This is a genomic window from Primorskyibacter sedentarius, assembly GCF_004342065.1.
Lineage (GTDB): Bacteria > Pseudomonadota > Alphaproteobacteria > Rhodobacterales > Rhodobacteraceae > Primorskyibacter > Primorskyibacter sedentarius.
Map to the genome: position 1 here is coordinate 89,414 of NZ_SLZU01000012.1, position 23,079 is coordinate 112,492.

General features: G+C 61.2%; 22 protein-coding genes. 9 read left to right on the forward strand and 13 right to left on the reverse strand.

Going from position 1 to position 23,079, the window contains the following annotated elements:
* Window positions 1–40: 40 nt before the first annotated feature.
* The gene (locus tag EDD52_RS15780; protein ID WP_132246704.1) at window positions 41–1,147 is read right to left on the reverse strand and encodes a PQQ-dependent sugar dehydrogenase; all 1,107 of its coding nucleotides are present in this window, start codon (window positions 1,145–1,147) and stop codon (window positions 41–43) included.
* Window positions 1,148–1,311: 164 nt separating this feature from the next.
* Between EDD52_RS15780 and EDD52_RS15785 the strand changes: the two genes are divergently transcribed.
* From EDD52_RS15785 to EDD52_RS15820, 8 genes are all read left to right on the forward strand, one after another.
* The gene (locus EDD52_RS15785; protein ID WP_132246706.1) at window positions 1,312–2,508 is read left to right on the forward strand and encodes an ABC transporter substrate-binding protein; all 1,197 of its coding nucleotides are present in this window, start codon (window positions 1,312–1,314) and stop codon (window positions 2,506–2,508) included.
* Window positions 2,509–2,594: 86 nt separating this feature from the next.
* Window positions 2,595–3,371, forward strand: a complete 777-nt coding sequence (locus EDD52_RS15790; RefSeq protein ID WP_132246708.1) for an ABC transporter ATP-binding protein — start codon at window positions 2,595–2,597, stop codon at window positions 3,369–3,371.
* Window positions 3,372–3,453: 82 nt separating this feature from the next.
* Entirely contained in the window at window positions 3,454–4,281 is an 828-nt protein-coding gene (locus tag EDD52_RS15795) for an ABC transporter ATP-binding protein (protein WP_132246710.1), read from the forward strand.
* A gap of 14 nt (window positions 4,282–4,295) precedes the next feature.
* On the forward strand, window positions 4,296–4,697 hold the full coding sequence (locus EDD52_RS15800; RefSeq protein ID WP_132246712.1) for a hypothetical protein: 402 nt from the start codon (window positions 4,296–4,298) through the stop codon (window positions 4,695–4,697).
* Window positions 4,697–5,707 carry a branched-chain amino acid ABC transporter permease gene (locus EDD52_RS15805; RefSeq protein WP_132246810.1) on the forward strand — a complete coding sequence of 337 codons (1,011 nt, stop codon included), beginning with the start codon at window positions 4,697–4,699 and terminating at the stop codon, window positions 5,705–5,707. Before EDD52_RS15800 ends, EDD52_RS15805 begins: the two co-directional genes overlap by 1 nt.
* Before the next feature lie 68 nt (window positions 5,708–5,775).
* A complete protein-coding gene (locus EDD52_RS15810) occupies window positions 5,776–6,816 on the forward strand; it encodes a hypothetical protein (RefSeq protein WP_132246714.1) in 1,041 nt (346 codons plus the stop codon).
* A 91-nt stretch (window positions 6,817–6,907) separates the two neighbouring features.
* On the forward strand, window positions 6,908–7,363 hold the full coding sequence (locus EDD52_RS15815; RefSeq protein ID WP_132246716.1) for a MarR family winged helix-turn-helix transcriptional regulator: 456 nt from the start codon (window positions 6,908–6,910) through the stop codon (window positions 7,361–7,363).
* Between the two features lie 171 nt (window positions 7,364–7,534).
* Complete coding sequence (locus EDD52_RS15820) at window positions 7,535–8,887, forward strand: branched-chain amino acid ABC transporter permease (protein ID WP_132246718.1); 1,353 nt, start codon at window positions 7,535–7,537, stop codon at window positions 8,885–8,887.
* 122 nt (window positions 8,888–9,009) lie between these two features.
* Here the strand turns inward: EDD52_RS15820 and EDD52_RS15825 are convergent, their stop codons facing one another.
* Window positions 9,010–10,566, reverse strand: a complete 1,557-nt coding sequence (locus EDD52_RS15825; protein WP_132246720.1) for a helicase HerA-like domain-containing protein — start codon at window positions 10,564–10,566, stop codon at window positions 9,010–9,012.
* A 522-nt stretch (window positions 10,567–11,088) separates the two neighbouring features.
* On the opposite strand from EDD52_RS15825, the gene EDD52_RS15830 reads away from it, so the two are divergent.
* Entirely contained in the window at window positions 11,089–11,790 is a 702-nt protein-coding gene (locus EDD52_RS15830; RefSeq protein WP_132246722.1) for an invasion associated locus B family protein, read from the forward strand.
* Between the two features lie 78 nt (window positions 11,791–11,868).
* Here EDD52_RS15830 and lpxB read toward each other — a convergent pair whose 3' ends face one another.
* From lpxB to frr, 11 genes are all read right to left on the reverse strand, one after another.
* Window positions 11,869–13,032, reverse strand: a complete 1,164-nt coding sequence (gene lpxB / locus EDD52_RS15835; protein WP_132246812.1) for a lipid-A-disaccharide synthase — start codon at window positions 13,030–13,032, stop codon at window positions 11,869–11,871.
* Between the two features lie 4 nt (window positions 13,033–13,036).
* Entirely contained in the window at window positions 13,037–13,846 is an 810-nt protein-coding gene (locus EDD52_RS15840; protein WP_132246724.1) for an LpxI family protein, read from the reverse strand.
* 2 nt (window positions 13,847–13,848) lie between these two features.
* Complete coding sequence (gene lpxA / locus EDD52_RS15845) at window positions 13,849–14,634, reverse strand: acyl-ACP--UDP-N-acetylglucosamine O-acyltransferase (RefSeq protein ID WP_132246726.1); 786 nt, start codon at window positions 14,632–14,634, stop codon at window positions 13,849–13,851.
* Window positions 14,631–15,092: a 3-hydroxyacyl-ACP dehydratase FabZ gene (fabZ, locus tag EDD52_RS15850; RefSeq protein WP_132246728.1), complete on the reverse strand. Its 462-nt coding sequence runs from the start codon at window positions 15,090–15,092 to the stop codon at window positions 14,631–14,633. Before fabZ ends, lpxA begins: the two co-directional genes overlap by 4 nt.
* 66 nt (window positions 15,093–15,158) lie before the next feature.
* The gene (locus tag EDD52_RS15855) at window positions 15,159–15,767 is read right to left on the reverse strand and encodes an OmpH/Skp family outer membrane protein (RefSeq protein WP_132246730.1); all 609 of its coding nucleotides are present in this window, start codon (window positions 15,765–15,767) and stop codon (window positions 15,159–15,161) included.
* Between the two features lies 1 nt (window position 15,768).
* On the reverse strand, window positions 15,769–18,126 hold the full coding sequence (bamA, locus tag EDD52_RS15860; RefSeq protein WP_132246732.1) for an outer membrane protein assembly factor BamA: 2,358 nt from the start codon (window positions 18,124–18,126) through the stop codon (window positions 15,769–15,771).
* Window positions 18,127–18,321: 195 nt separating this feature from the next.
* A complete protein-coding gene (rseP, locus tag EDD52_RS15865) occupies window positions 18,322–19,659 on the reverse strand; it encodes an RIP metalloprotease RseP (RefSeq protein WP_132246734.1) in 1,338 nt (445 codons plus the stop codon).
* 15 nt (window positions 19,660–19,674) lie between these two features.
* A complete protein-coding gene (dxr, locus tag EDD52_RS15870; RefSeq protein WP_132246736.1) occupies window positions 19,675–20,856 on the reverse strand; it encodes a 1-deoxy-D-xylulose-5-phosphate reductoisomerase in 1,182 nt (393 codons plus the stop codon).
* A complete protein-coding gene (locus EDD52_RS15875) occupies window positions 20,856–21,644 on the reverse strand; it encodes a phosphatidate cytidylyltransferase (protein ID WP_132246738.1) in 789 nt (262 codons plus the stop codon). The genes dxr and EDD52_RS15875 overlap by 1 nt, the downstream gene beginning before the upstream one ends.
* Window positions 21,641–22,366, reverse strand: coding sequence for a polyprenyl diphosphate synthase (uppS, locus tag EDD52_RS15880; protein ID WP_132246740.1), 726 nt, complete (start codon window positions 22,364–22,366; stop codon window positions 21,641–21,643). The genes EDD52_RS15875 and uppS overlap by 4 nt, the downstream gene beginning before the upstream one ends.
* 27 nt (window positions 22,367–22,393) lie before the next feature.
* Complete coding sequence (gene frr / locus EDD52_RS15885) at window positions 22,394–22,963, reverse strand: ribosome recycling factor (protein WP_132246742.1); 570 nt, start codon at window positions 22,961–22,963, stop codon at window positions 22,394–22,396.
* Window positions 22,964–23,079 lie beyond the last annotated feature (116 nt).

The window sequence follows — 23,079 nt, forward strand, 5'->3', positions numbered from 1 at the left end:
GGTCCCGGCTCGGGGGCCGGGACGCGTATCCCTGCTTGGATCACGGCACCAGACGATAGAGCGTGCCGTTGCCGACACTGAGAAACCACAGCCTGCCGTCTGGACCTTCGCGCACATCGCGGACGCGGATCGTGGCGTCCCCCTTGATCTGTTCGACTTCGCGCAGCGGCGTGCCCTCCAGCCGGGCGATATAGTCGAACTTGAGCGACCCGACAAAGAAATGGCCGCGCCACGCAGCATTTCCCTTGCCGGAATGGATCGTCATGCCGGAGGGCGCAATCGACGGGTCCCAGTAGAAATCGGGCTGTTCCATCCCCGGCTTGGCGGTGCCTTCGCCGATCTTCGTGCCGTTATAGTTGCGGCCATATGCGATGACCGGCCAGCCGTAATTTGCTCCCTTGCGGATGCGGTTGACCTCGTCCCCGCCCATCGCGCCGTGTTCGTTCACCCAGAGCTGGCCGGTCGGGTCCAGCGCGGCGCCCTGCGGGTTCCGGTGACCGTAGGACCAGATCTCTGGCAGCTTGTCTTCGTGACCGGAGAAGGGGTTATCACGTGGGGCCTTGCCATCCCGCGTGATCCTCAGGACAGATCCGTTATGCAATGTCAGGTCCTGCGCCGAGTTGGGCGCACCACGCTCGCCCACGGTCACGAAAAGCGTGCCATCGCGCGCCTCGACAAGTCGAGAACCGAAGTGGCGGCCCCCGGTAGAGCCTTGCTTGATCTCGAAGATCGTGCGCAGCTCTGTGAGCTCCGACAGGTCGTCGGAGAGCCGCGCCCGCAGAACAGCCGTTCCGGCCTGCCTCACCCCCTGACGTTTGGCGTAGGTCATGAAAATCTCGCGCCGCCGGGAGAAATCCTGCGGGATCAGCAGGTCAAGCAAACCACCCTGCCCATGCACCCGGACCTTCGGCAGGCCCGCCACGCGTTTCACCGACCCGTCCGGCAGGCGTGCTGTCAAAGTTCCGCCGATTTCGGTCACCAGAATGGTGCCGTCAGGCAGAAACCCGAAAGCCCAGGGGTCTTTCAACCCGCGCAGGACGGGTTGCGCCTCGTAACTGCGCAGGTTCGACGCGACAGGCTCCGCCCCCAGTGGCGAGGTGATGGCGCAAGCAATCCCCAGAACAGCAGAAAGAATGAATGATCGCATGGCGTATCCTCCTGACCGTTTGAGATAGGGGAAAGCCCTTGCCTGTCCAGCGCTGGGCGAGGCTTTGCCCACCTCGCGTAACGGTAATCTCGGAACCTCTTTTCATTTAGGTTTGCGCCGCTTACGCTCCGCGCAGGACATATGTTCCAACTTGGGAGAAGAAAATGAAAAACCTGTTGTTGGCCACTGCCGCATGCGCCCTTGCCGCAGGCAGCGCAACTGCTGAAAGCCACGCGAGCACCGTCAATATCGGTGTGATCCTTGGCTTCACCGGCCCGATCGAATCCCTGACACCGATGATGGCAGGCTCCGCAGAGATGGCGCTGACCGAAGTGAACGAAAGCGGCACCTTTCTTGATGGGGTCACTTTGGCGCCGGTGCGTGCGGACTCGACCTGCGTTGACAGCGCCGCCGCTACCGCAGCTGCCGAACGTCTGGTCACGTCCGATGGTGTCGTGGCGATCATGGGGGCGGATTGCTCGGGCGTGACGGGCGCCGTTCTGTCCAACGTGGCCGTTCCAAACGGCGTGCCAATGATCTCGCCCTCCGCGACCTCTCCGGGTCTGACGACGGCAGAGGATAACGGCCTGTTCTTCCGCACCGCACCGTCCGATGCGCGCCAGGGCGAAGTTCTGGCCGGTATCCTTGCCGACAAAGGCATCACATCGGTTGCCGTGACCTATACCAACAACGACTATGGCAAGGGTCTGTCGGACAGCTTCATCTCCAGCTTCGAGGCGAATGGCGGCACTGTCACGCTGAATGCGCCGCATGAAGACGGCAAAGCCGATTACTCGGCGGAAATCGGCGCGCTGGCCTCGGCCGGCGGCGACTTGCTGGTGGTCCTTGGCTATTCCGATCAGGGCGGCAAGGGCATCATTCAGGCCTCTCTCGACACCGGCGCCTTTGACATGTTCATGATGGGCGACGGCATGTATGGCGACGCCCTGCTTGCTGATCTTGGCGGCGATCTGGACGGCTCGTTCGGCGCTGTGCCGTGGTCCGAAGGTGAAGGCACCGAGAAATTCGCAGCTCTGGCCGAGGCCGCGGGCGTGAACGGTGAATCCTCCTTTACCCGCGAAAGCTATGACGCGGCGGCGCTGATTGCGCTGGCGATGATGGCGGGCGGCGAAGCCACATCCAAGGCCGTGGCCGAAAATGTGATCAATGTCGCAAACGCGCCGGGCGAAAAGATCCTGCCGGGCGAGCTTGGCAAGGCCTTCGAGATCCTCGCGAATGGCGGCGAAATCGACTATGTCGGCGCCACGAATGTCGAGCTGATCGGACCGGGAGAAGCGGCAGGCACCTACCGCGAATACACCGTCACGGGTGGCGCTTACGAAACAGTTCAGTTCCGCTGATCGCACCCGACAAGAATGAACAGCCCGGATTTTCCGGGCTGTTTCAATGAGATGAGAGACGCCCTCAAGGCGCGGAAAGGGGTGCTGTGATCCGGGTTGAGAACCTTCACAAGCATTTTGGCGGGTTTCACGCCGTGGATGGTGCATCACTGGAGATCGCCACCGGGTCCATTACCGGCCTTGTCGGGCCGAATGGCGCCGGGAAAACAACGCTTTTCAATGTGATAGCGGGAGTTCTTGAACCAACTTCGGGTCAAGTTCGCATGGACGGTGATGACATCACCGGATTGCCCCCACATGTGTTGTTTCACAAGGGCTTATTGCGCACCTTTCAGATCGCACATGAATTCAGCTCCATGACCTGCCGGGAGAACCTGATGATGGTGCCGGGCGGGCAATCGGGCGAGACGTTGTGGAATGCGTGGTTCCAGCGCGGACGGATTGCGCAGGAAGAAGAGACGTTGTTGAAGAAAGCCGACGAGGTCCTTGATTTCCTGACAATATCTCACCTCAAGAACGAACGGGCTGGCAATCTTTCCGGTGGTCAGAAAAAGCTGCTGGAGCTTGGGCGAACGATGATGGTGGATGCCAAGATCGTCTTTCTTGACGAGGTTGGCGCAGGCGTGAACCGCACCCTGCTCAACACGATCGGCGATGCCATTCTGCGGCTTAATCAGGAACGCGGCTATACGTTCTGCATGATTGAACATGACATGGATTTCATCGGACGTCTTTGCGATCCCGTCATCGTCATGGCCGAGGGCAAAGTGCTGGCACAGGGCACGATTGACGAGATCAAGGCCAATGAGGCGGTGATCGAGGCCTATCTGGGCACCGGTTTGAAGAACAAGGAGATGGTGTGATGCGTGCGGCTCCCCTCCCCACGCGGCAGCCCGTAACATGGTCCCATGATCCCCAGGACAGTGCAATTACGGCGGGCAACGCATGAGCGGCAACCCCTATCAGGATGATCGCGGCAATCGCGACCGCTCGATCACCAAGCCCGACGGGCAAGGCTCTGTCATCGGCGCGGCAGGCGGCGGTAAGGCGCAGCCAGCGCCGGGCAACCCTTTCCTCATCGGGCATGAGATGACCGGCGGCTACGGGCGCGGCGCGGATATTCTGCACGGTTGCACCATCGCGGTGGAACGCGGCGAAATTGCGGTCATTGTCGGGCCGAATGGCGCGGGCAAATCGACGGCGATGAAGGCGGTCTTTGGCATGCTTGACCTGCGCAAGGGCCATGTGATGCTGGACAACGAGGATATCACGCGCCTCAGCCCGCAGGACCGGGTGGTCAAGGGCATGGGGTTCGTGCCGCAGACGCACAACATCTTCACCTCTATGACGGTGGAGGAAAACCTTGAGATGGGCGCCTTCATCCGGCGCGACGATTTCAGCGAGACGATGGAGCAGGTCTATCACCTGTTCCCGATCCTCAAGGACAAGCGTCGCCAGGCGGCGGGTGAGCTCTCGGGCGGGCAACGCCAGCAGGTCGCCGTGGGCCGCGCGCTGATGACAAAACCCAAGGTACTGATGCTGGACGAACCCACCGCGGGCGTCAGCCCCATCGTCATGGACGAGCTCTTTGACCGGATCATCGAGGTTGCCCGCACCGGCATTCCGATCCTGATGGTGGAACAGAACGCCCGGCAAGCGCTGGAGATCGCAGACAAGGGCTATGTGCTGGTGCAGGGGGCGAACGCGTTTGCCGGCACGGGCAAGGAGTTGTTGGCCGATGACGATGTGCGCAAGAGTTTTCTGGGGGGCTGATGGTGGTATCAAACATGCAATTTTTCAGCGTGCCGGCGGCTTTGGCCCTGTGGTTGGTCCCCGGCCTTGCCATGGCAGACCTGAGCTGCCGCTTTGAGCGGGAATGTCCGGAAGGCGAAACCTGCGCCGAAAGCGGCTATGAGATGCAAGTCGTACCGCAGGATGCGATGGGTGACGACATCGAGCCTGACGCCGTAGCAGAGGCGCTTGGCGGTCAGGCGATTGTTGACGACGCGGGACGTTTTGATGTTCTGCCCTTGGGGCGCCGTGAAGGTGACAAGAGCTGGTTTGGTATCAGTGCGGCTGGCGCCCATCTGCTGACTGTCTCCCCTCAGGGTGCGGCCCGGTATTCGGTGCATTTCGAGGGCGCGGAGTTCTCCATGCTCTATCTCGGACAGTGCGAGGACGCATCGTGATTGATTTCCTGAACGCCATTGTGGCGCTTTCGAATTTCGTGCTGATCCCGGCTCTGGCCTACGGCAGCCAGCTGGCGCTTGGGGCGTTGGGTGTGACGCTAATCTACGGAATCCTGCGGTTTTCCAATTTCGCACATGGCGACACGATGGCCTTTGGCACGATGGTCGTGGTTCTGGTGACATGGGCGATGCAGGCAGCGGGGATCAGCCTCGGGCCGCTGCCCACGGCGCTGCTCGCCCTGCCCTTTGGCATCCTTGGCGCGGCAGCGCTGGTGCTGCTGACAGACCGCGCGGTCTATCGCTTTTACCGGGAGCAGAAGGCCAAACCGGTGATCCTTGTCATCGTCTCCATGGGGGTGATGTTCATCTATAATGGCATCACCCGCCTGATCATCGGGCCAAATGACCAACGGTTCGCCGATGGCGAACGGTTCCTGATCGGCGCGCGCGAGTTCAAGGCGATGACTGGGCTTGATGAAGGGCTTGCAATCAAGTCAACGCAGGCGATCACGCTGGTGACGGCCGTGATCGTCGTGGCGCTGCTGTTCTGGTTTCTGAACCACACGCGCACCGGCAAATCCATGCGCGCCTATTCGGATAACGAGGATCTGGCGCTGCTGTCGGGGATCAACCCCGAACGCGTGGTAATGGTGACCTGGCTGATCGTGGCGGCACTGGCGACCGTGGCGGGCACGCTTTACGGGCTGGACAAAAGCTTCAAACCCTTCACCTATTTCCAACTGCTGCTGCCAATCTTTGCCAGCGCCATCGTCGGTGGTCTGGGCAGTCCGCTGGGGGCCATCGCGGGCGGGTTCGTCATCGCGTTTTCCGAGGTTGGCATCACCTATGCGTGGAAAAAGGTTCTGGTCTACCTGCTGCCCGAGCAGCTTGAGCCGTCGGGGCTCGTGCAGCTTTTGAGCACGGATTACAAATTCGCGGTCAGTTTCGTCATCCTTCTGATCGTGCTCTTGATCCGGCCAACCGGTCTTTTCCGCGGAAAATCAGTTTGATTCTTGTCCTCGCCGCGCTAACAGGACGCCAGCCATGTTGGCGCGTACCCAGTCGAAACGGATGACCGATGAAACCAAAGCTGCTGATCCATTCCGGCCTGCCCAAGACCGGAACCACCACCATCCAGCTTCATTGCGCGCTCAACCGGCAGGTGCTGGCCCGGAACGGCTGGCTTTATCCACAGGCCGGGCGGCAGTGGAACGCGCATCACACTTTCGGTAACTTCTTCCGGTCCGAAGGCAAAAAGCTCGCATGGATCCGCGAGGCTGATCCCGCAAAGGTCCGTCGCATGCTGGAACGCGAGCGTGTTGAAAGCGGTGCCGACAATGTGATCATCAGTTCGGAATCGCTGTTTCACATCAACAGCCTCAGGAAACTGGCGCAGTATTTTCCCGATTACGAGATCAATATGCTGGTCTACCTGCGCAGGCAGGATGAATGGCTTGAATCCGTCTACCGTCAGCAATTGCGCGGCGGCGCTGTCTTTACCGACCGGCACAGCTATCTTCGGCAAGTGCAGTCAAGCCTCGACTATGATCGTGTGCTTGGGGAGTGGGAAAGCGTGCTGGGGGTCGATCATATCTGCGTCCGCAGCTTCGAGCCGAAGTTTTTCGAAATCTCGCTGGTGGAACAGTTCATGGATGTGCTGGGCCTGACTCTGACATCTGACTACGACGAAGCGCCAAGGCGGAATGACAAGCTCAACCGCGCTGCAATGGACTTCTTGATGAAATTCCCGAACGAGCGGCGCATCAGCCATGATTACCAACTGCTTCAGAAGGAGTTGGAAGCATGGTCGCAAGGTCGGCCGGACCGGCCTGAACACCAGACGCTCTATCCGCCCGCTGAACGCCGCGCCATTGCCGACGAACATGCCGAGGGCAACAAGCGGATCGAAGATCGGTACTTTCCGTCGGGCAGCACGCTGTTCCGCGCGCCCCTGCCCGAGCCGAACGAACCTTGGGAAGAGTATCCCGGCCTGTCGGCCGACGAGGCCGTGAACATCGCCCACACCGTGTGGAAAGCGCAGCTGGCGCAAGAGAAAAGACTTCGTTCGGCGCTGAAGAAACGCAAGATTTCCGCGTCGGGCTCTTCCAGAAAACCGTAAAGCCCCTTGACAATTTGTGCCGCGTACCACAAATGTTCCGCATGAGCCGGTGCATGCGCACCGTATTGAGACCCGATCGGAGCATCATTCCATGAGCAAGAGCACCACCAACGACTTCGCCCGCATCATCGTCAACGCCTTTTCCCTTCAGTCCGCGATCACCAGCAACCAGATGCTGGCCGACAAGGGCCTGACCACTGCTGGCTGGCTTGTCCTGCGCCGCCTGTCGAACAAGGAAGACCTGTCCGTTGCGGCACTTGGCCGGGCATTCTCGCTGACGCGCCAGCGCATGTTCCAGATCGTCAATCGTCTGGCCGAAAAGGGGTATGTCGAGTTGCAGATCAACGAAGAAGAAAAGCGCGCCCGCAAGGTTCTGCTGACGGCTGAAGGTCGTGAAGTGCTGAAAGCTGTCGAAAAAGAGCTGACCGCTCTGCTTGGCGATGCGCTGTCCGAAATGCCCGAGAAATCCATGGACAAGTCGGCGCGCATGCTGCGCAAGCTGACCCTGGCCATTTCCGGCGAGACGGCAGAGAAGGCCGACGCCTGAACGCATCAGCACCCCTGATCAGGATGAACCGGTGTCACATGCGTGATGCCGGTTTTTCTTTGTCTATCTCTGCCGGTTGACGCCAATTCCCGCTTTGCCTCCGGCCCCGTGACGTGCAAACCTGCACTGCAACCCGGCGCCTGACTCTCGCCGGAAGACGGAGGCCCAGAAGTGACGTTACGCGAGCTTATCCTGTTCATCATCGTGGGGGCGCTGATCCTTGGCGCTGGCTTTGTGCAAGGCTGGAACACTGCGCTGTTGATCCTGAACATGGGCCTGATTTCCGCGGTGATGAGCCTTGGCGTGAACCTGCAATGGGGCTTTGCCGGGCTGTTCAATGTGGGCGTGATGGGCTTCGTGGCGCTTGGCGGATTGGCCACGGTCCTCGTTTCCATGCCCCCGGTGGCCGAAGCCTGGGCGGCGGGAGGGATGCGCGTCATCCTCGGCCTTCTTGTCGGTGCGGGCGTCGTTGCTGCGGCCGTTTTCGCTTGGGGGCGCCTGCACGGGCGGCTTCGTGGGCTCGTGGTGTTCGGGGTGCTTGTTGCGGGATTCTTCCTGTTCCGCAGCGTCTATGACGCGGGCGTGGCAGCGGTAGAGGCGATCAACCCTGCCACCACCGGCTACCTTGGGGGCTTGGGGCTGCCGGTGCTGGTCGCATGGCCTGTCGGTGGCTTGCTGGCGGCAGGCGTGGCCTGGGTGATCGGCAAAACTGCGCTGGGTCTGCGCTCTGACTACCTTGCAATTGCGACGCTTGGCATCGCGGAGATCATCATTGCCGTGCTCAAGAACGAAGACTGGCTGGCACGCGGCGTCAAGAACGTGATCGGCCTGCCGCGTCCCCTGCCCTATGAAATCGATCTGCAGAACGATCCCGGCTTTGTCGAAACCGCCGCCGGCCTCGGACTGGACGCCACGACAGCTTCAACCCTGTATGTGAAGCTTGGTTACGGATTGCTGTTCGCGGCGGTGCTGATTGTCCTTCTGGTGTTGGCAGAACTCGCGTTGAAAAGCCCCTGGGGCCGGATGATGCGCGCCATACGCGACAATGAAACAGCGGCGCGGGCGATGGGCAAGGATGTCACGGGCAGACATCTGCAGGTCTTTATCCTTGGTTCTGCCATCTGCGGCATTGCCGGCGCGATGATGACGACGCTGGACGGGCAATTGACACCCGGCTCTTATCAACCCTTGCGATACACTTTCCTCATCTGGGTCATGGTGATCGTGGGGGGATCCGGCAACAATCTTGGCGCGGTCTTGGGCGGTTTCCTGATCTGGTTTCTCTGGGTCGAGGTGGAGCCGATCGGCGCTGCGCTGGTTACACTGATCACGAATTGGGGCTTTTGGTTCGAGGCGAATATCCTCGGCCTTCATGCCCAGGCTGATCTGTCTGCAGATGCAAGCAGCGGATCATGGCAGGCGCATCTTCAGGACAGTGTCGCGCATTTGCGGCTGCCGACGATGGGGCTGATCCTGCTACTGGTTCTGCGCTTCAGCCCGCGCGGCCTGCTTCCCGAACGCTGATACGGACCCCAACCACGGGGGCCGCGCAACGCGGACAACTACACGCAGCTTTGGCGCGGATGGAAACACCCGGCCAAAGCTTCGCGTCAACAGGACGTTGCCGCCCCCGGTGCTCGGGGCGCTTATCGCGCCTTGAAAAGCCCCCCGAGGATTCCACGGACGATGCGCCGCCCGGTGGTGCCCTTTAGTTCCTTGACCAGAACATTGGCAATGGCGCCGCCAAGGCTACTATCGTCGAAATTCAACGTGCGCTTGCGGGTCTTTGCGCTCGACCGCGAGACGCGGGTTCCGGAATAGCGTCGCCCGGCATTGAATTCGCGTTCCGCGGCGGATTGCTCCTCTTCGCGCCGCTCTGCCTCTTCGGCGGCCTTCGCCGCGGCATCGGCGCGCCGCTTGAGCATTTCATGGGCGGAGTCGCGATCAACGGCGTTTGCGTATTTCGCGCCCAGATCCGACGCAGCGATCAACTGCGCGCGCAAACTCGCCGGGATCGGTCCCAGCTTTGACGATGGTGGACGGATCAGGGTGCGCTGCACGATGCCGGGCACGCCCTTCTTCTGAAGCATGGATGTGACAGCCTCGCCCACGCCCACTTCACGGATCGCGGTTTCAGTGTCGAAATCCGGGTTCGGGCGGTAAGTCTCTGCCGCCATGCGCAAGGCTTTCTTGTCGCGGGCCGTGAAGGCACGCAGCGCGTGTTGCACGCGGTTACCAAGCTGGCCCAGAATATCCTCGGGGATGTCATCGGGGTTCTGGGTGATGAAATAAACCCCGACCCCCTTGGAACGGATCAGCCGCGCGACCTGCTCGACCTTGTCCACCAGTGCTTTGGGCGCGCCATCGAAAAGCAGATGCGCCTCATCGAAGAAGAAGACCAGTTTTGGCTTGTCCGGGTCGCCCACTTCGGGAAGGTCCTCGAAGAGTTCAGACAGAAGCCAGAGCAGGAACGTGGCGTAAAGCTTTGGCGAGGCCATCAGCGTGTCGGCGGCCAGGATATTGATCTGTCCGCGCCCGTCCGCATCAAGGCGCATCATGTCGGCAAGGTCCAGCGCAGGCTCCCCAAATATCTCGGCTCCGCCCTCATTTTCCAACACCAGCAACCGGCGTTGGATCGCCCCGATCGACGCCACCGAGACATTGCCGTAGCGCAAGCTCAGCTCTGCGCGGTTTTCACCCGTCCAGACAAGCAAAGCCTGAAGGTCCTTGAGGTCGAGCAGTGGCAAACCCTGTTCGTCGGCAAGACGGAAGGCGATGTTGAGAATACCTTCCTGCGCCTCTGTCAGATCCAGAAGTCGCGCCAGCAAGAGCGGCCCCATTTCCGCCACGGTCGTGCGGACAGGGTGGCCCTGCTGTCCGAACAGATCCCAGAACACGGCTGGAAAGGCGTCATAGGTGAACTCGGTAAATCCGATCTGGGCCGCGCGTTTCGTAAACGCCTCGTGCAGTTTGAAATCCGGGCTGCCGCGATCTGCCAGCCCGGAAAGGTCGCCCTTCACGTCGGACAGGAAAACCGGCACCCCGGCAGCAGAGAAGCTTTCGGCCAGGATTTGCAACGTGACGGTCTTGCCCGTCCCCGTGGCCCCCGCGATCAGCCCGTGACGGTTTGCATATTTCAGATCCAGATACTGCTTTTCGCCATATTCCGCACCGCCACCGCCGATGAAGAGTCCGTTTTCCATCTTGTCCCGTTCTCCTGCCAATTTGGCCGTAACGGCCTGAACATCTAACCTTAACCATTTCCGGTGAAAGTGTAATACGTCCGATATCATTAGTCCTCTTTGGTGTCGGGTAGACTTCCTCCCTGTTAGACTGGCCGCGCCTTCGGGCGCGGCATTTTTATACTCCGGGACCGCTTTGGGACCGAGTCGCGCGGGATTTGCGCGTAGCCTAGTCAGTCAAGCGTCAATTCATCCAAACCGCCTTCGAAACGGGTGTTTTTATAGTTGACCGTGACTTTCAAGTCTCGTACCGTCTGGGCAATGACAAAGTCGGCCAGTCCGACGGGGAGTGAAGAATACTGGAAGGAGCCTTCGGGCTCCTTTCGCATTTTGACACAACCCCTTGTTTCGGAACCTTATTCACGTCGATCATGCGGGCAGGTTCTTGCCTGAACCGGACTGATCACAAGGATTTTGGCCTGACATTGGCAATGGCGCGTGATAAGCGCCTGCCAAAGACAAATAGCTCTGGGAGAGCCTTTCATGAACACCTATCTCGGCGCCCTGACCATTGCAGCGATGCTGGCTTCGACACCGGCCGCATTCGCTCAGGACGCAACCGAAGAGACGACGGCAGAGATCGCGACGGAACAGGCCGCCCCTGCCGCAGATGCAGCCGCGGAAGACGCCGCACCTGTCGCAGACGCCGCCCCCGCCGAGGACGCGCCGGCCGAAGGTCTGGTAGATCAGCTCGACACAGGCGAGGAACAGCCCGCCGAAGCACCCGGCGAGCAGTCGCAGACCTATATCCGCGAAGAGATTGGCGACTGGGATCTGCAATGCCTTCGCGCCGAAGAAGGCGAAGAACCCTGCCAGATGTACCAGCTTCTGACGGATGGTCAGGGCAACAGCGTCGCCGAGGTCAGCATCTTCCGCGTCAAGAATGGCGGGCAGGTACAGGCCGGCGGTACTTTCGTCGTTCCACTGGAAACACTGCTGACGCAGAAGCTGTCGATCTCCGTGGATGGTGGCCAGCCCAAGCGCTATGATTTCACGCTGTGCAATCCGATCGGCTGCTACGCGCGTGTCGGCTTTACCGCTGACGACGTGAACCGGTTCAAGCGCGGCAATGTCGCCAAGATCACCATCGTGCCGGCGCTTGCGCCCGATCAGAAAGTGGTCGTAGACATGTCTTTGTCGGGCTTCACCGACAGCTACGGAAAGACCAGCGAACTAGCCAACTGATACGGCCCACACTGATTGCGAATGCGCCGCGCCGGGTTTCCCCGGTGCGGCGTTTTTTATTGGAGAGCGCGTTCGCCTTCAGTGCGCGGTATTGGCGTCCGCAATCCCATCCAGAACGGCGCGCGCTGCCCGCAGGCCGGGCGGTGGCCCGTCGCGACCCAGCTTTTGCATGGTCTCGGCCATGGCGGCGGCTTGCGCTTCGGGATTGTCCAGCACCTGCAACAGCGCATCAGCAACGGGTTCGGGGCGACAATTCTTGCCGACGAATTCCGGCACGCTTCGCGTCTGTGTCACCAGATTGACCAAGGTGACCGTATCAACCAGCAACATCCGCGAGATCACCTGCCGCGACAACCAGTTCATATCATAGGCCACAACCATAGGTGTGCCGACGGCAGCAAGTTCCAGACTGACCGTGCCAGAGGCTGCCAGAGCGGCGCGCGCCCCTGCAAAGGCACCGCGTTTCAGCGCCGGATCAGGATAGCTGCGCGGGTCAAGCACCACAGGGTTTCCCGGCCATGTGCTTGCGGCCTCGCTGACAGCCTCGGCAACCGGGCTCGCCGCCGGAACGACAGGTCGCAGATCCGGGCGCGCCGCCACCACACGGCTCAGCACCTCGCCAAAGATCGGCGCAAGACGGCTGACCTCGGACTTGCGCGATCCGGGCAGGACGAGCAGGTAATCGCCCTCCAGGCCAAAGGTGGTGCGAAATGCGGCAATCTCTTCCGCCGTGGCGACGGGATCGGTGACAACCGGATGGCCCACGAAATCGCAGCGCATGCCTGCGGCTTCCATATAGGGCGGCTCGAACGGAAAAAGCGCCAGAACCTGATCGATATGGCGCGCCATCTTCGCCGCCCTGCCCGGCCGCCATGCCCAGACCGTTGGCGCCACATAGTGGACGGTTCGAATGTCACTGACCGCTTTGACCAGTCGCGCGACGCGCAGCGAAAATTCCGGCAAATCGATGCTGATCAGCACATCGGGGCGCGCGGCCAGTACCGCGTCTGCGGTCTGGCGGATGCGCGCCTTGAGATGCGAATATTGCGACAGGATCTCGGTGATCCCCATGACCGAGATTTCGTCCATGGGAAAAAGGCTGCTCAGCCCCTGGGCCTCCATCCTTGGCCCGCCGACGCCCTGAAATTCCACCTGCCCGTCGGCCAGCTCTGTCAGGCCCTGCATCATCGCAGCGCCCAGCTTGTCGCCCGAAAGTTCGCCCGCGATGACGAAGACCCGCAGCGGCTCAGACATCGAGCGCCTGCACAAACAGCCCGGCCTCGCGGGCCGCGGCGAGCGTTGCCTCGCGTTCAAGCACCAGCACACGGTCTGCCGCAATCACGATCCCGCCAAGGCCCGCCCGGCGGGCGCCCTCTATGGTTGCGGGACCGATGGCGGGCATGTCGACACGCAGGTCCTGCCCGCGTTTGGGCAGCTTGACCAGCACGCCGGGCGCCTCAGGGCGTTTATGGGTCGGGGTGCCTGCTGCCTGTTCAAGCAGCGCATCCGTGCCCTGCAAAGTCTCGATCCCAAGGCACAGCCCGCCCGCCACAACGGTCGCCTGCCCCAGATCCAGAGGCGACAGAGCAGAGAGGATATCGAGACCGAATTCCACATCCAGCGTCGCCGCGCTGTCGGGCGCTATACCGCAAAGCATGCCCGCGGGAACGGTCAGACCCACGACAAGCTCATGCGCACCCACCACCGTGAAGCCCCGATCTTCAAACAGCGCGATGACATGGCGCAGCAGCCCATCATCTCCCTGCTGCATCGCGGCCATCAACGCCGGTGCCACTTTTGCTGTCACCGCGTCCAGAGCGCTTGGTTCCAGCTTCGGCCGCGCCATCGCACCGGCCATGACCACGTCGGTCACATCGTGGTCGCGAAGATCTTCGAACAGCTCGCCAAGCCTTTCGGGGCGATGCGTGTGCACGACCCCTTCCGGCAGCTCATGAGGCGTGCCGGCCAAGGTGACGCAATAAGCATCGGGATGCGCCTCGTGCAGACGCAGGGGCAGACCCCCGCTGCCGGCAACAATCGCCAGACGACCGGCCACGCTCAGCCCGGTGTCAGGAAAGAGCGGTCGGTTTCGCCGAGGATGAAATCGACGATATGCCGGACATAGTCGCTCTCGGTTTCGGCACCCAGCCGTTTGGCACGATCCTGAAACGCGCCCTCCCCTTGGGCAAGCATCTGAAACGCCGCCCGCAGCGCCGTGATGTCAGAGCGCGCGACGCCCTTGCGCTTCAGACCGACGAGGTTGAGCCCGTCGAGCTTGCCACGCGGCGCCTGCACAAGGCCGTAGGGAATAACGTCATTGGTTACCATCGTGACCGCGCCGATGATCGCGCCGCGACCGATGCGAACCCATTGGTGGACGCCGGACAGCCCGCCGACAATCACGTCATCCTCCAGCACGCAATGCCCGGCCAAAGCGCAGTTGTTGACCAGAATAACGCGGTCCCCGACCTGAGCATCATGCGCCACATGACAGCCCGCCATGAAGAGCCCATCATCGCCAACACGGGTGACGCCGCCGCCACCCTCTGTCCCGGCATTCATGGTGACATGTTCGCGGATGCGGTTGCGCGCGCCGATTTCCAGCCGCGTCTTTTCGCCTTTGAATTTCAGATCCTGTGGAACCTCGCCGATCACGGCAAAGGGAAAGACCTCGGTGTCTTCGCCGATGGTGGTGGTCCCGGTGACCACAACATGGCTTTTCAACACGACACGGGGGGCAAGCGTGACTTCGGGGCCGATATGGCAGAACGGGCCGATCCGGCAGCCTTCGCCGATCTGCGCACCGTCCTCGATCACGGCGGAAGGGTGGATGTCAGATGTCACGCCGGCAGATCCATCATCGCAGTGAACTCTGCCTCTGCTGCCATTTCGCCGTCCACTTCGGCCACGCCCTGGAATTTCCAGACCTTGCCGCCGGGCTTGCCCCGCAGGGTCTTGAGGTTCATCCGCAGCACATCGCCCGGGACGACCTTGCGGCGGAATTTGCATTTGTCAATGGACATGAAATAGATCAGCATTTCCTTGTCCGCCAGATCAAGTGCCACACCAACCATCACCGCAGAGGTCTGCGCCATCGCCTCGACGATCGTGACCCCCGGCATGATAGGGGTGCCCGGGAAATGGCCCTGAAAATGCGGCTCGTTCATGCTGACATTCTTGATCCCGACCGCAGAGGACGTGCCGTCGATATCGACAACGCGATCAACCAGAAGGAACGGGTAACGGTGCGGCAGGATACGCTGGATCAGCTGGATGTCCGCAGATTGCAGAGCCTCGGTCATATGGTGTCCTCGACATGTGTCACTGGTCCAATGACCTAGCAACTGTCGCGCTCCGGGGCAAGCGGGCTAGCGGTCGTCCGGCTCGGCATCCGGTTCGGGGGTGCCGGTCTGAGGCTCGTCTGTTCCGGTATCCTCAGCGGCCCCGGTGCCCAGCCGCACGTTGATCCGCTCGATCGCTTCGTCGGTGACGTCGATGGCATCCGCGCTCAGAAAGACATTCCGCCGTTCGATCAGCACGGCCGCTCCGGCTTCGCGCATCAACTCTCCCAGCACCGGTTGCGCAGCCTCAAGAAAGTCGCGGCGCACATCCTCGGTGCGCGCGGCCAAAGCGCGCCCCTTCGCGTCCTGTTCCTGCCGGATGGATTGCACCTTTTCATCGAACGCGTCGGCAAGTTTGCGGAATTCCGCCGTGGGCAGGTTCGCGCGCTGCTCTGTCAAAGACTTCTCTTCCGCGGTTAATGCAGCTTCGATCTGGCGGTTTTCCGCAGAGATTTCGCTGCCTGCCGCCTCAATCTCTTCGGTCAGACGCTGGCCGTAAAGGCTTTCGTTAAAAAGCCTGTCCGCCTCGACCGTCAGAATGGGGCTCTTCACAACCTCCTGCGCAGGCACCGCCGCTGCGAGGACGCCAAAGGCGGCAGCCAACGCCGCCGCCTTGAAACTTTTCAGCCGTGTCATGTCAGAACTGCGTTGAAATCGTCAGGTCGAAGTTCTGCTCTTCGTCATACTTCTCTTTCTGCAACGCCTCGGTGAAGTTGAAGCGCAGCGGGCCGATGGGCGTATCCCAGAAGATCGAAACACCGACAACGTGGCGGGCACTGAAATCCTCGTAAAGCGTGTTCGCGTTGCTTTCCTCCAGCGACCACAGCGACCCGACATCGTAAAAGACGCCGCCCGAGATGCCGTATTCCTCTGGCAGACCCAGCGGGAATTCCGCCTCGAACCGGGCGACAGCGAACAGATTGCCGCCAAGCGCATCGTCAACGAAATTGCCTTGGCTGTTCGTGCCACGCTCACGCGGGCCGATGCCGCCATATTCAAAGCCGCGCATGACGGACGGTCCCATGAAGAACCGGTCAGTCACCCGCCCGTTGCCGCCGGAATAGTTCAGCGCACCGCCCTGCAATGTCGCACGCAAGGTGACATCTTCGTTCAGAACCTTGGTCTGCGCGATGGCGCGGACATTGGTCTTGATGAAGGTCGCACCCCCCGTGGCCTTGCCGAAATCCTGCCCGAATTCAAGCAGCACGCCTGCATTGGGGTTCAGGCCCGTCCGGCGCGTGTCATAGGAATAGGTGTAGCCGATGGAATTGTTCCACACCTCGCCACGCTCGGCCTCTGCCTGAATAAGGTCGCCGACCTGGGTGTCGTCGACATCTGTGATATCGGACACTTCGGCCGTGTAGCGCAGCGACAGGCGACCGTTTTCGGAGACCGGAAAGGTGAAGGAAGGAGAGATCCGACCCGAATTGGTGTCGTATTCGGCGTTGTCATTATCGGTTTCGCGGTAAGACGCGTCGAAGTTGAATGCCAGATCGCGCCCAAGGAAGGCAGGCTCGCCGAAGCTGAAATTATACTGCCGGTTGCTGACGCCTGTGGTGGCGCCCAGCGAAAGCGACTGGCCCCGACCCAGGAAATTGCGTTCCCGGAATTGCAGCGCCACGCCGAAACCATTGCCGGTAGAGTAGCTGCCGCCAAAGCTGAGCGAGCCTGTGGGCTGCTCTTCGACATTTACGTCAACCACAACCTGATTGGGGCTGGAGCCTTCGCGCGCATCCACCTCTGCATTCGTGAAAAAGCCAAGCGCACGAATACGTTCGGCACTTTCGCGGATTTCACGCGGATTGAACGGGTCGCCTTCGACGACCTTGAACTGACGGCGCACGACGCTGTCCAGCGTGGTGGTGTTGCCTTCAATGTCGATCCGCTCGACAAAGATGCGAGGGCCGCGCGACAGCACGAATTCGACATCCAGCGTCAGGTCGCGATCATTGCGGTTGATGCGGGGTTCGACACGCACGAAGTTCAGACCTTCGCGAATTGCCAGACGCTCCAGCCGCGCGATGGAGTTTTCCACAAGCAGCGGCGAATAAACGACGCCGGGGCGGATCTTCAGCGCGGCCTGGAAAAGCTCTGTATCAACTTCCGGCAGATCCGAGGTGGTGGAGATTTCGCCGAACCGGAATTGCTGACCTTCCTGTACGTTGAAGGTCAGGAAATACCCATCGCGGTTGCGGGTCAGTTCCGCGTTCACAGCGGTGGTGCGGAAATCGACATAGCCGCGCGAATTGTAGAAATCCGCAAGCACCTGCTTGTCGAACTCGATCCGATCCTCGATCAGCGTGTCGCTTTTGACCAGCAGCCGGAAGATGCCCGCCTGTTTGGTCTGGAGCACCCGCCGCAGCCGGTAATCCGAGTAGACCTTGTTGCCGACAAAGCCGATGCGCTCGATCTCGACCACGCCACCTTCGAACACTTCGAACACAAGATCGACACGATTGTCGCTGCGGCGGATGACTTTCGGGGTCACGCGGGCGGCGATCCGTCCCTGCTGGGCATAGGCGGTCACGATATTCGCGGCATCTGCCTCTGCCTGGGTGGGGCTGAACACGCGGCGCGACTGCGATTCAACGACAGAGGCCAGAACCTCGTCCTTGATGCGGGCATTGCCTTCGAAATTGATGCGGTTGATCGTCGGATATTCTGCAACCCGGATCACCAGCGTGCCGCCCTGAGGGACGAGCTCGACCGTTTCGAACAGGCCCGAGCCGACGATGCGTTGATAGGCTTCGTTCAGGTCGCCGCCGCTGACGCTCTGTCCGCGGGCGATTCCTGCGTAACTGAGGATCGTCCCAGCCTCGACCCGCTGGTTCCCCTCGATCGAGACCGAGTTGAACTGATAATTCTGCGCCAGACTTGCCTGCGGAAGCGCCGCAAAGGCAATTGTAATCACTGCAAAAAGCGTCGCGATCAGCTTTCGGGGCGCACCCGATTTCAAGGCTGCTCCGAACGCCCTGCCCTCAGCATTGTTGGTCATGCTTCCATTCCGTACAGACATCCTTTCGAATGTGAGTATCGGCTAAACAGCGGGTTGTCAAAAGCGCAGGGCCTTGAATTTCGTGGTTTTCCCCCTTCGCGCGGCGCAGGCGCAAGACGGAACGGGAAAATTCCGCGCCCGCGCCCGGCCGAGGCTATTGGCCTTCGCCCGGGCGCGCAGGAATTGTGCCGCGTTTTATGGGCAGAAAAGATCGTTCGTCACACCCAGAACCATGATTGACAGGATCACCGCCAATCCAAGCGACATCAGCAGGCGCAGCGCTTTGTCAGAGGGTGGTCGACCGACGACCGCCTCATAGGCATAGAACACCAGGTGACCGCCATCCAGCACCGGGATGGGGAAAAGGTTCATCAGGCCGACAGCCGTGCTCAGCACCGCGATGAACCAGATGAAGCTGGTCGTGCCCTGGCTTGCCATTGCGCCTGACGCCTGCGCGATCCCGATCGGGCCGCTCAGGTTGCAGCTGCTGATGGCACCGGTGACCATGTGATAAAGCCCGGACAACGACCCGGTGATGATCCCCCAGGTTTGCGCGCCCGCCGCGTTCACGGCCTCTAACGGACCGGGGGTCGAAACGGCAGGTTCAAAGAACAGCCCGCCCGCGATGCCAATCCGCCACTGCGTCTTGAAACTATTGTCGGGCTGCGGTTCGTCCACGCGGCGCGGAACCAGCACGAAATCCAGCTCTTCCCCGGCGCGCCAGACATCGAGCTGCAGCGGGCGACCATCCGAATTCTCGACGACCTCTTTCAGCTGATCGAACGCAAATACCGGCGCGCCGTCGATCCGCTGGATCACATCGCCCGGTTTCATTTCGATGTCGTAAGAGGCCGATTGCGGCACGATGCGCGTGGCGATGGCCGGATAGGGATAAGGGCCTTGCGCCTCCACCACCTGTCCATCGCGTTCGACGGTATAGGTGATTTGCGCCTCGACTGGCAGCGACGACATGAAGGTCTCGAACGCGGCGGCATCGTCGAAAGACGGCGGTTTCTGCCCGGCCACTTCCAGTATGACGTCCCCCGGCAAGAGCTGTTGCTCTACCGGCAAGGGGCGCAACTCTCCGACCGTCAGGGGTTCGGAGACCACGCCGCGCGCCATGAAGACGCCGGTAAACACAATGATCGACAGGATGAAGTTGAACACCGGCCCCGCAGCCACCGTGGCCGTGCGCGCCCAAAGCGGTGCGCCATTCATTGTCTGGCGACGTTCCTTGGCGTCCAGCCCCGCCAGTGACGCCTCGTCCACCCCACCAGAGGCATTGGCATCGCCGCGGAACTTGACGAAGCCACCAAGCGGCAGGGCCGCGATCTGCCAGCGGGTGCCGCGCTTGTCGACCCTGCTCCAGATCACCGGGCCAAACCCGAGAGAGAAGACATCCGCGCCGATCCCTGACCAGCGGCCGACGATATAATGGCCGAATTCATGGATCGCCACGATGATCGAAAGCGCCACCACGAAGGCCGCGAGGGTTAGAAAAACACTACCGAATTGAGGGATTAACCCTGACATGCTTACGTACTCACCCTATTTCCTGCCATTCCCGAGACGCCCTATCACCTCCCGCGCGGTTTGCCGAGCGAGATGGTCCAGTCTGGATACGTTATCAAGGGTGAACTCCGCATGAATATGTCCCGGCCGCCCCGAAATCTGCGTCAACACGTCCTCGACCACGCCCGGCATATCGGTAAACCCGATCTCTCCGGCGATGAACCCGTCGAGCGCCTGTTCCTTGGCGGCGTTGAACACCGCCCCTGACAGCCCGCCCGCCTGCATCACCTCCCTTGCCAGCCGCAAAGCCGGGTAGCGATCTTCGCAGGCCTTGCGGAAACTCAGCGTGCCGATGCTGGCCAGGTCAAGCCGCGCCACAGGAAGCTCTTGCCGCTCGGGCCAGTTGAGTGCGAACCCGATCGCATGGCGCATATCCGGCGGGCCGACATGCGCCATCAACGCCCCGTCATTGAACCCGACCAGCGCATGCACGAGCGATTCCGGGTGCACCACGGTTTCGATCTTCTCGGGCGACAGACCAAAGAACTCCCGCGTTTCAATAAGTTCCAGTGCCTTGTTGAACATCGACGCGGAATCGATCGTGATCCGCTGGCCCATATCCCAGTTGGGATGGGTCGCCGCCTGTTCGGGCGTGGCATGGGCCAGCCTTTCGATTGGCCAATCGCGGAACGCCCCGCCGGATGCCGTGATGATCACACGCTCCACGGCCGCGATATCCTCGCCGATCAGGGCCTGAAAGACCGCGGAATGTTCGCTGTCAACCGGCAGGATGCGGGCATTGTGGTCCTTCGCCATGCGCAACATCAGCGCGCCGGCAGCAACCATGCTTTCCTTGTTGGCCAGCGCCAGTGTCGCGCCCTGCTCCAGCGCCTTCAAACCCGGGGCCAGACCCGCAGCCCCAACGATGGCCGACATCACCCAATCAGCAGGCCGGGTGGCCGCCTCAACCAGCGCGCCCTGCCCGGCTGCCGCCTTGATCCCGCTGCCCGCCAACGCCTCCCGAAGCGCGCCAAGGCGTTCGGGATCCGCCGTCACAGCGATCTCTGCGCGGTGTTGTTTTGCCTGCTGGGCCAAGAGAGCGATATTCTGGCCGCCGGTCAGCGCCACGACGTGATAGTTGTCCGCCGCGCGCCCGATCAGGTCCAGCGTGCTTTGCCCGATGGATCCGGTTGACCCGAAAACTGAGATGCGCCTCATTACACCCCCGGCGGGAAATGCACGATCTGACCGACCAGAAGAAGAAAAACCGCCGCCGCCAGCATGCCATCAAAGCGATCAAGAAGGCCGCCATGGCCGGGAATGAGGCTGGAGCTGTCCTTCACCCCGCAGCGGCGTTTGATGGCACTTTCAGCGATATCACCCATTTGCGACGCCATAGCCGCCGCGATGCTGATCCCGATCAGCTCTGATCCGGTTTGGGTGAAGCTGGCAAAGATCGCGCCCACGATCCCCGCGCAGATCCAGCCCGCAACCGTGCCTGACCAGGTTTTCTTGGGGCTGACACGGGGCCAGAATTTCGGCCCCCCGATCATCCGTCCGGCGAAATAGCCACCGACATCGGTGACGATCACCACGAGGACAAGCCAGAGCATCCAGACAAGCCCGAATTCGTCGCGCAGCGCCATCATGCCGTAGCCTGCAAGCATGATGAAGGCGGTGTAGATCATGTAGGTGGGTGCCCGGCGACGCAGCAGGGCAAAGCCCAGAAGTGCGGGCGCCAGAAGCAAAGGCAGCGCGAAACCGGTCGGCAGTTCGATGGCAAGCATCGTGGCCAGTGCGGCGAACGCGCCCAGAAAAAGCATCCGCTCATAGCTTTCGCCCTGAAGCATGACCGCAAGTTCCCAGACCATGATCCCCGACACAGCAGCGATCAGCAGGTGCCACCAGATGCCCCCAAGGGACACTGCCAGAAGGCCCACAACGACCATGACCGCGGCAGATATCAGCCGTGGGGCCAGATCATCCCATTTCGGAGATGGCGTCATGCGATGACAGCACCAAAACGGCGATCACGCCCCGAAAACGCCTTGGTCAACTGCGCGAACTCGGCGGCCGTGAAATCGGGCCAGAGCGTGTCGATGAATTCATATTCGGCATAGGCGGATTGCCAGAGCAGGAAGTTGGAAATTCGCGCCTCGCCGCTGGTCCGGATAACAAGATCCGGATCGGGCAGAACGCAGGTATCCAGGTAGCGTGGCAGCGTCTCTTCGTTGACCGCGCGCGGATCAAGCCTGCCATCGGCGACATCCTGTGCCAGCCTGCGGGTGGCGCGCGCGACCTCGTCCCGCCCACCGTAGTTGATCGCGATGGTCAGGTTGACGCCAGTGCAATGCGACGTCATCAGCTCCAGATCGTCCATCAGCGTGACCAGCTTGTCGTCAAGCTTGATCCGGTCACCGATGAAGCGAACCTGCACATTTTCCCTCAACAGAGATTGCGCCTCGCGGGAGATATAGCGCCGGAACAGGCTCATCAGCCCGGCGACCTCGCTTTGGGTCCGCTTCCAGTTTTCGGTAGAAAACGCGAATATTGTCAGGTACTTGACGCCCGCATCGGGGCAAGCCTCGACAATCTCGCGGACACGTTTCGCGCCAGCATGATGACCAAACAGCCGAGGTTTGCCCTTCTGGGTGGCCCAGCGGCCGTTGCCATCCATGATAATGGCAACATGACGTGGGCCCTTGCCCTCGCGGATCGGTTTGATCATTGCTTTCTCCTCGTCGGCGGGTCCGATTCAGACCTGCATGATCTCTTCCTGCTTGGTCTCGAGAGCCTTGTCGATCAGGGCGATATACTTGTCGGTAAGCTCCTGCACCTCGGTTTCCCAGAACTTCTGGTCATCCTCGGAAAGCCTGCCGTCATTCTTTGCCTTCTTGGTCTGGTCCATGCCGTCCCGGCGCACATTGCGCACAGCGACGCGGGCGTGTTCGGCATATTGACCGGCAACCTTAGTCAGCTCGCGGCGGCGTTCTTCGTTCAGCTCGGGGATCGGCAGCATGATGATGGTGCCGTTGAGCTGCGGGTTGATGCCCAGCCCGCTTTCGCGGATCGCCTTTTCAACCTTGCCGACAAGACCCTTGTCCCAGACATTGATCGTGACCATGCGCGGTTCGGGCACGTTCACCGTGCCGACCTGGTTGATCGGCGTCATCTGGCCATAGGCGTCGACCTGAACAGGTTCCAGCATCGACGCCGAAGCCCGACCGGTGCGCAGCGAGGCGAATTCGGTGCGGAGGCTGGCCATGGCGCCATCCATGCGGCGTTTCAGGTCATCGGTGTCGAGTTCGAAATCTTCATCAGCCATTTGTTGGTCTCTTTGGTCTTGGAGCCTGCAATATGAGGTCTCTATAACGCTATTGTTAGCGCAATGTATAGGCGAAGCAGCGCCCGCTCGGGGGGAAAACCGCTGCCCAAGATGCA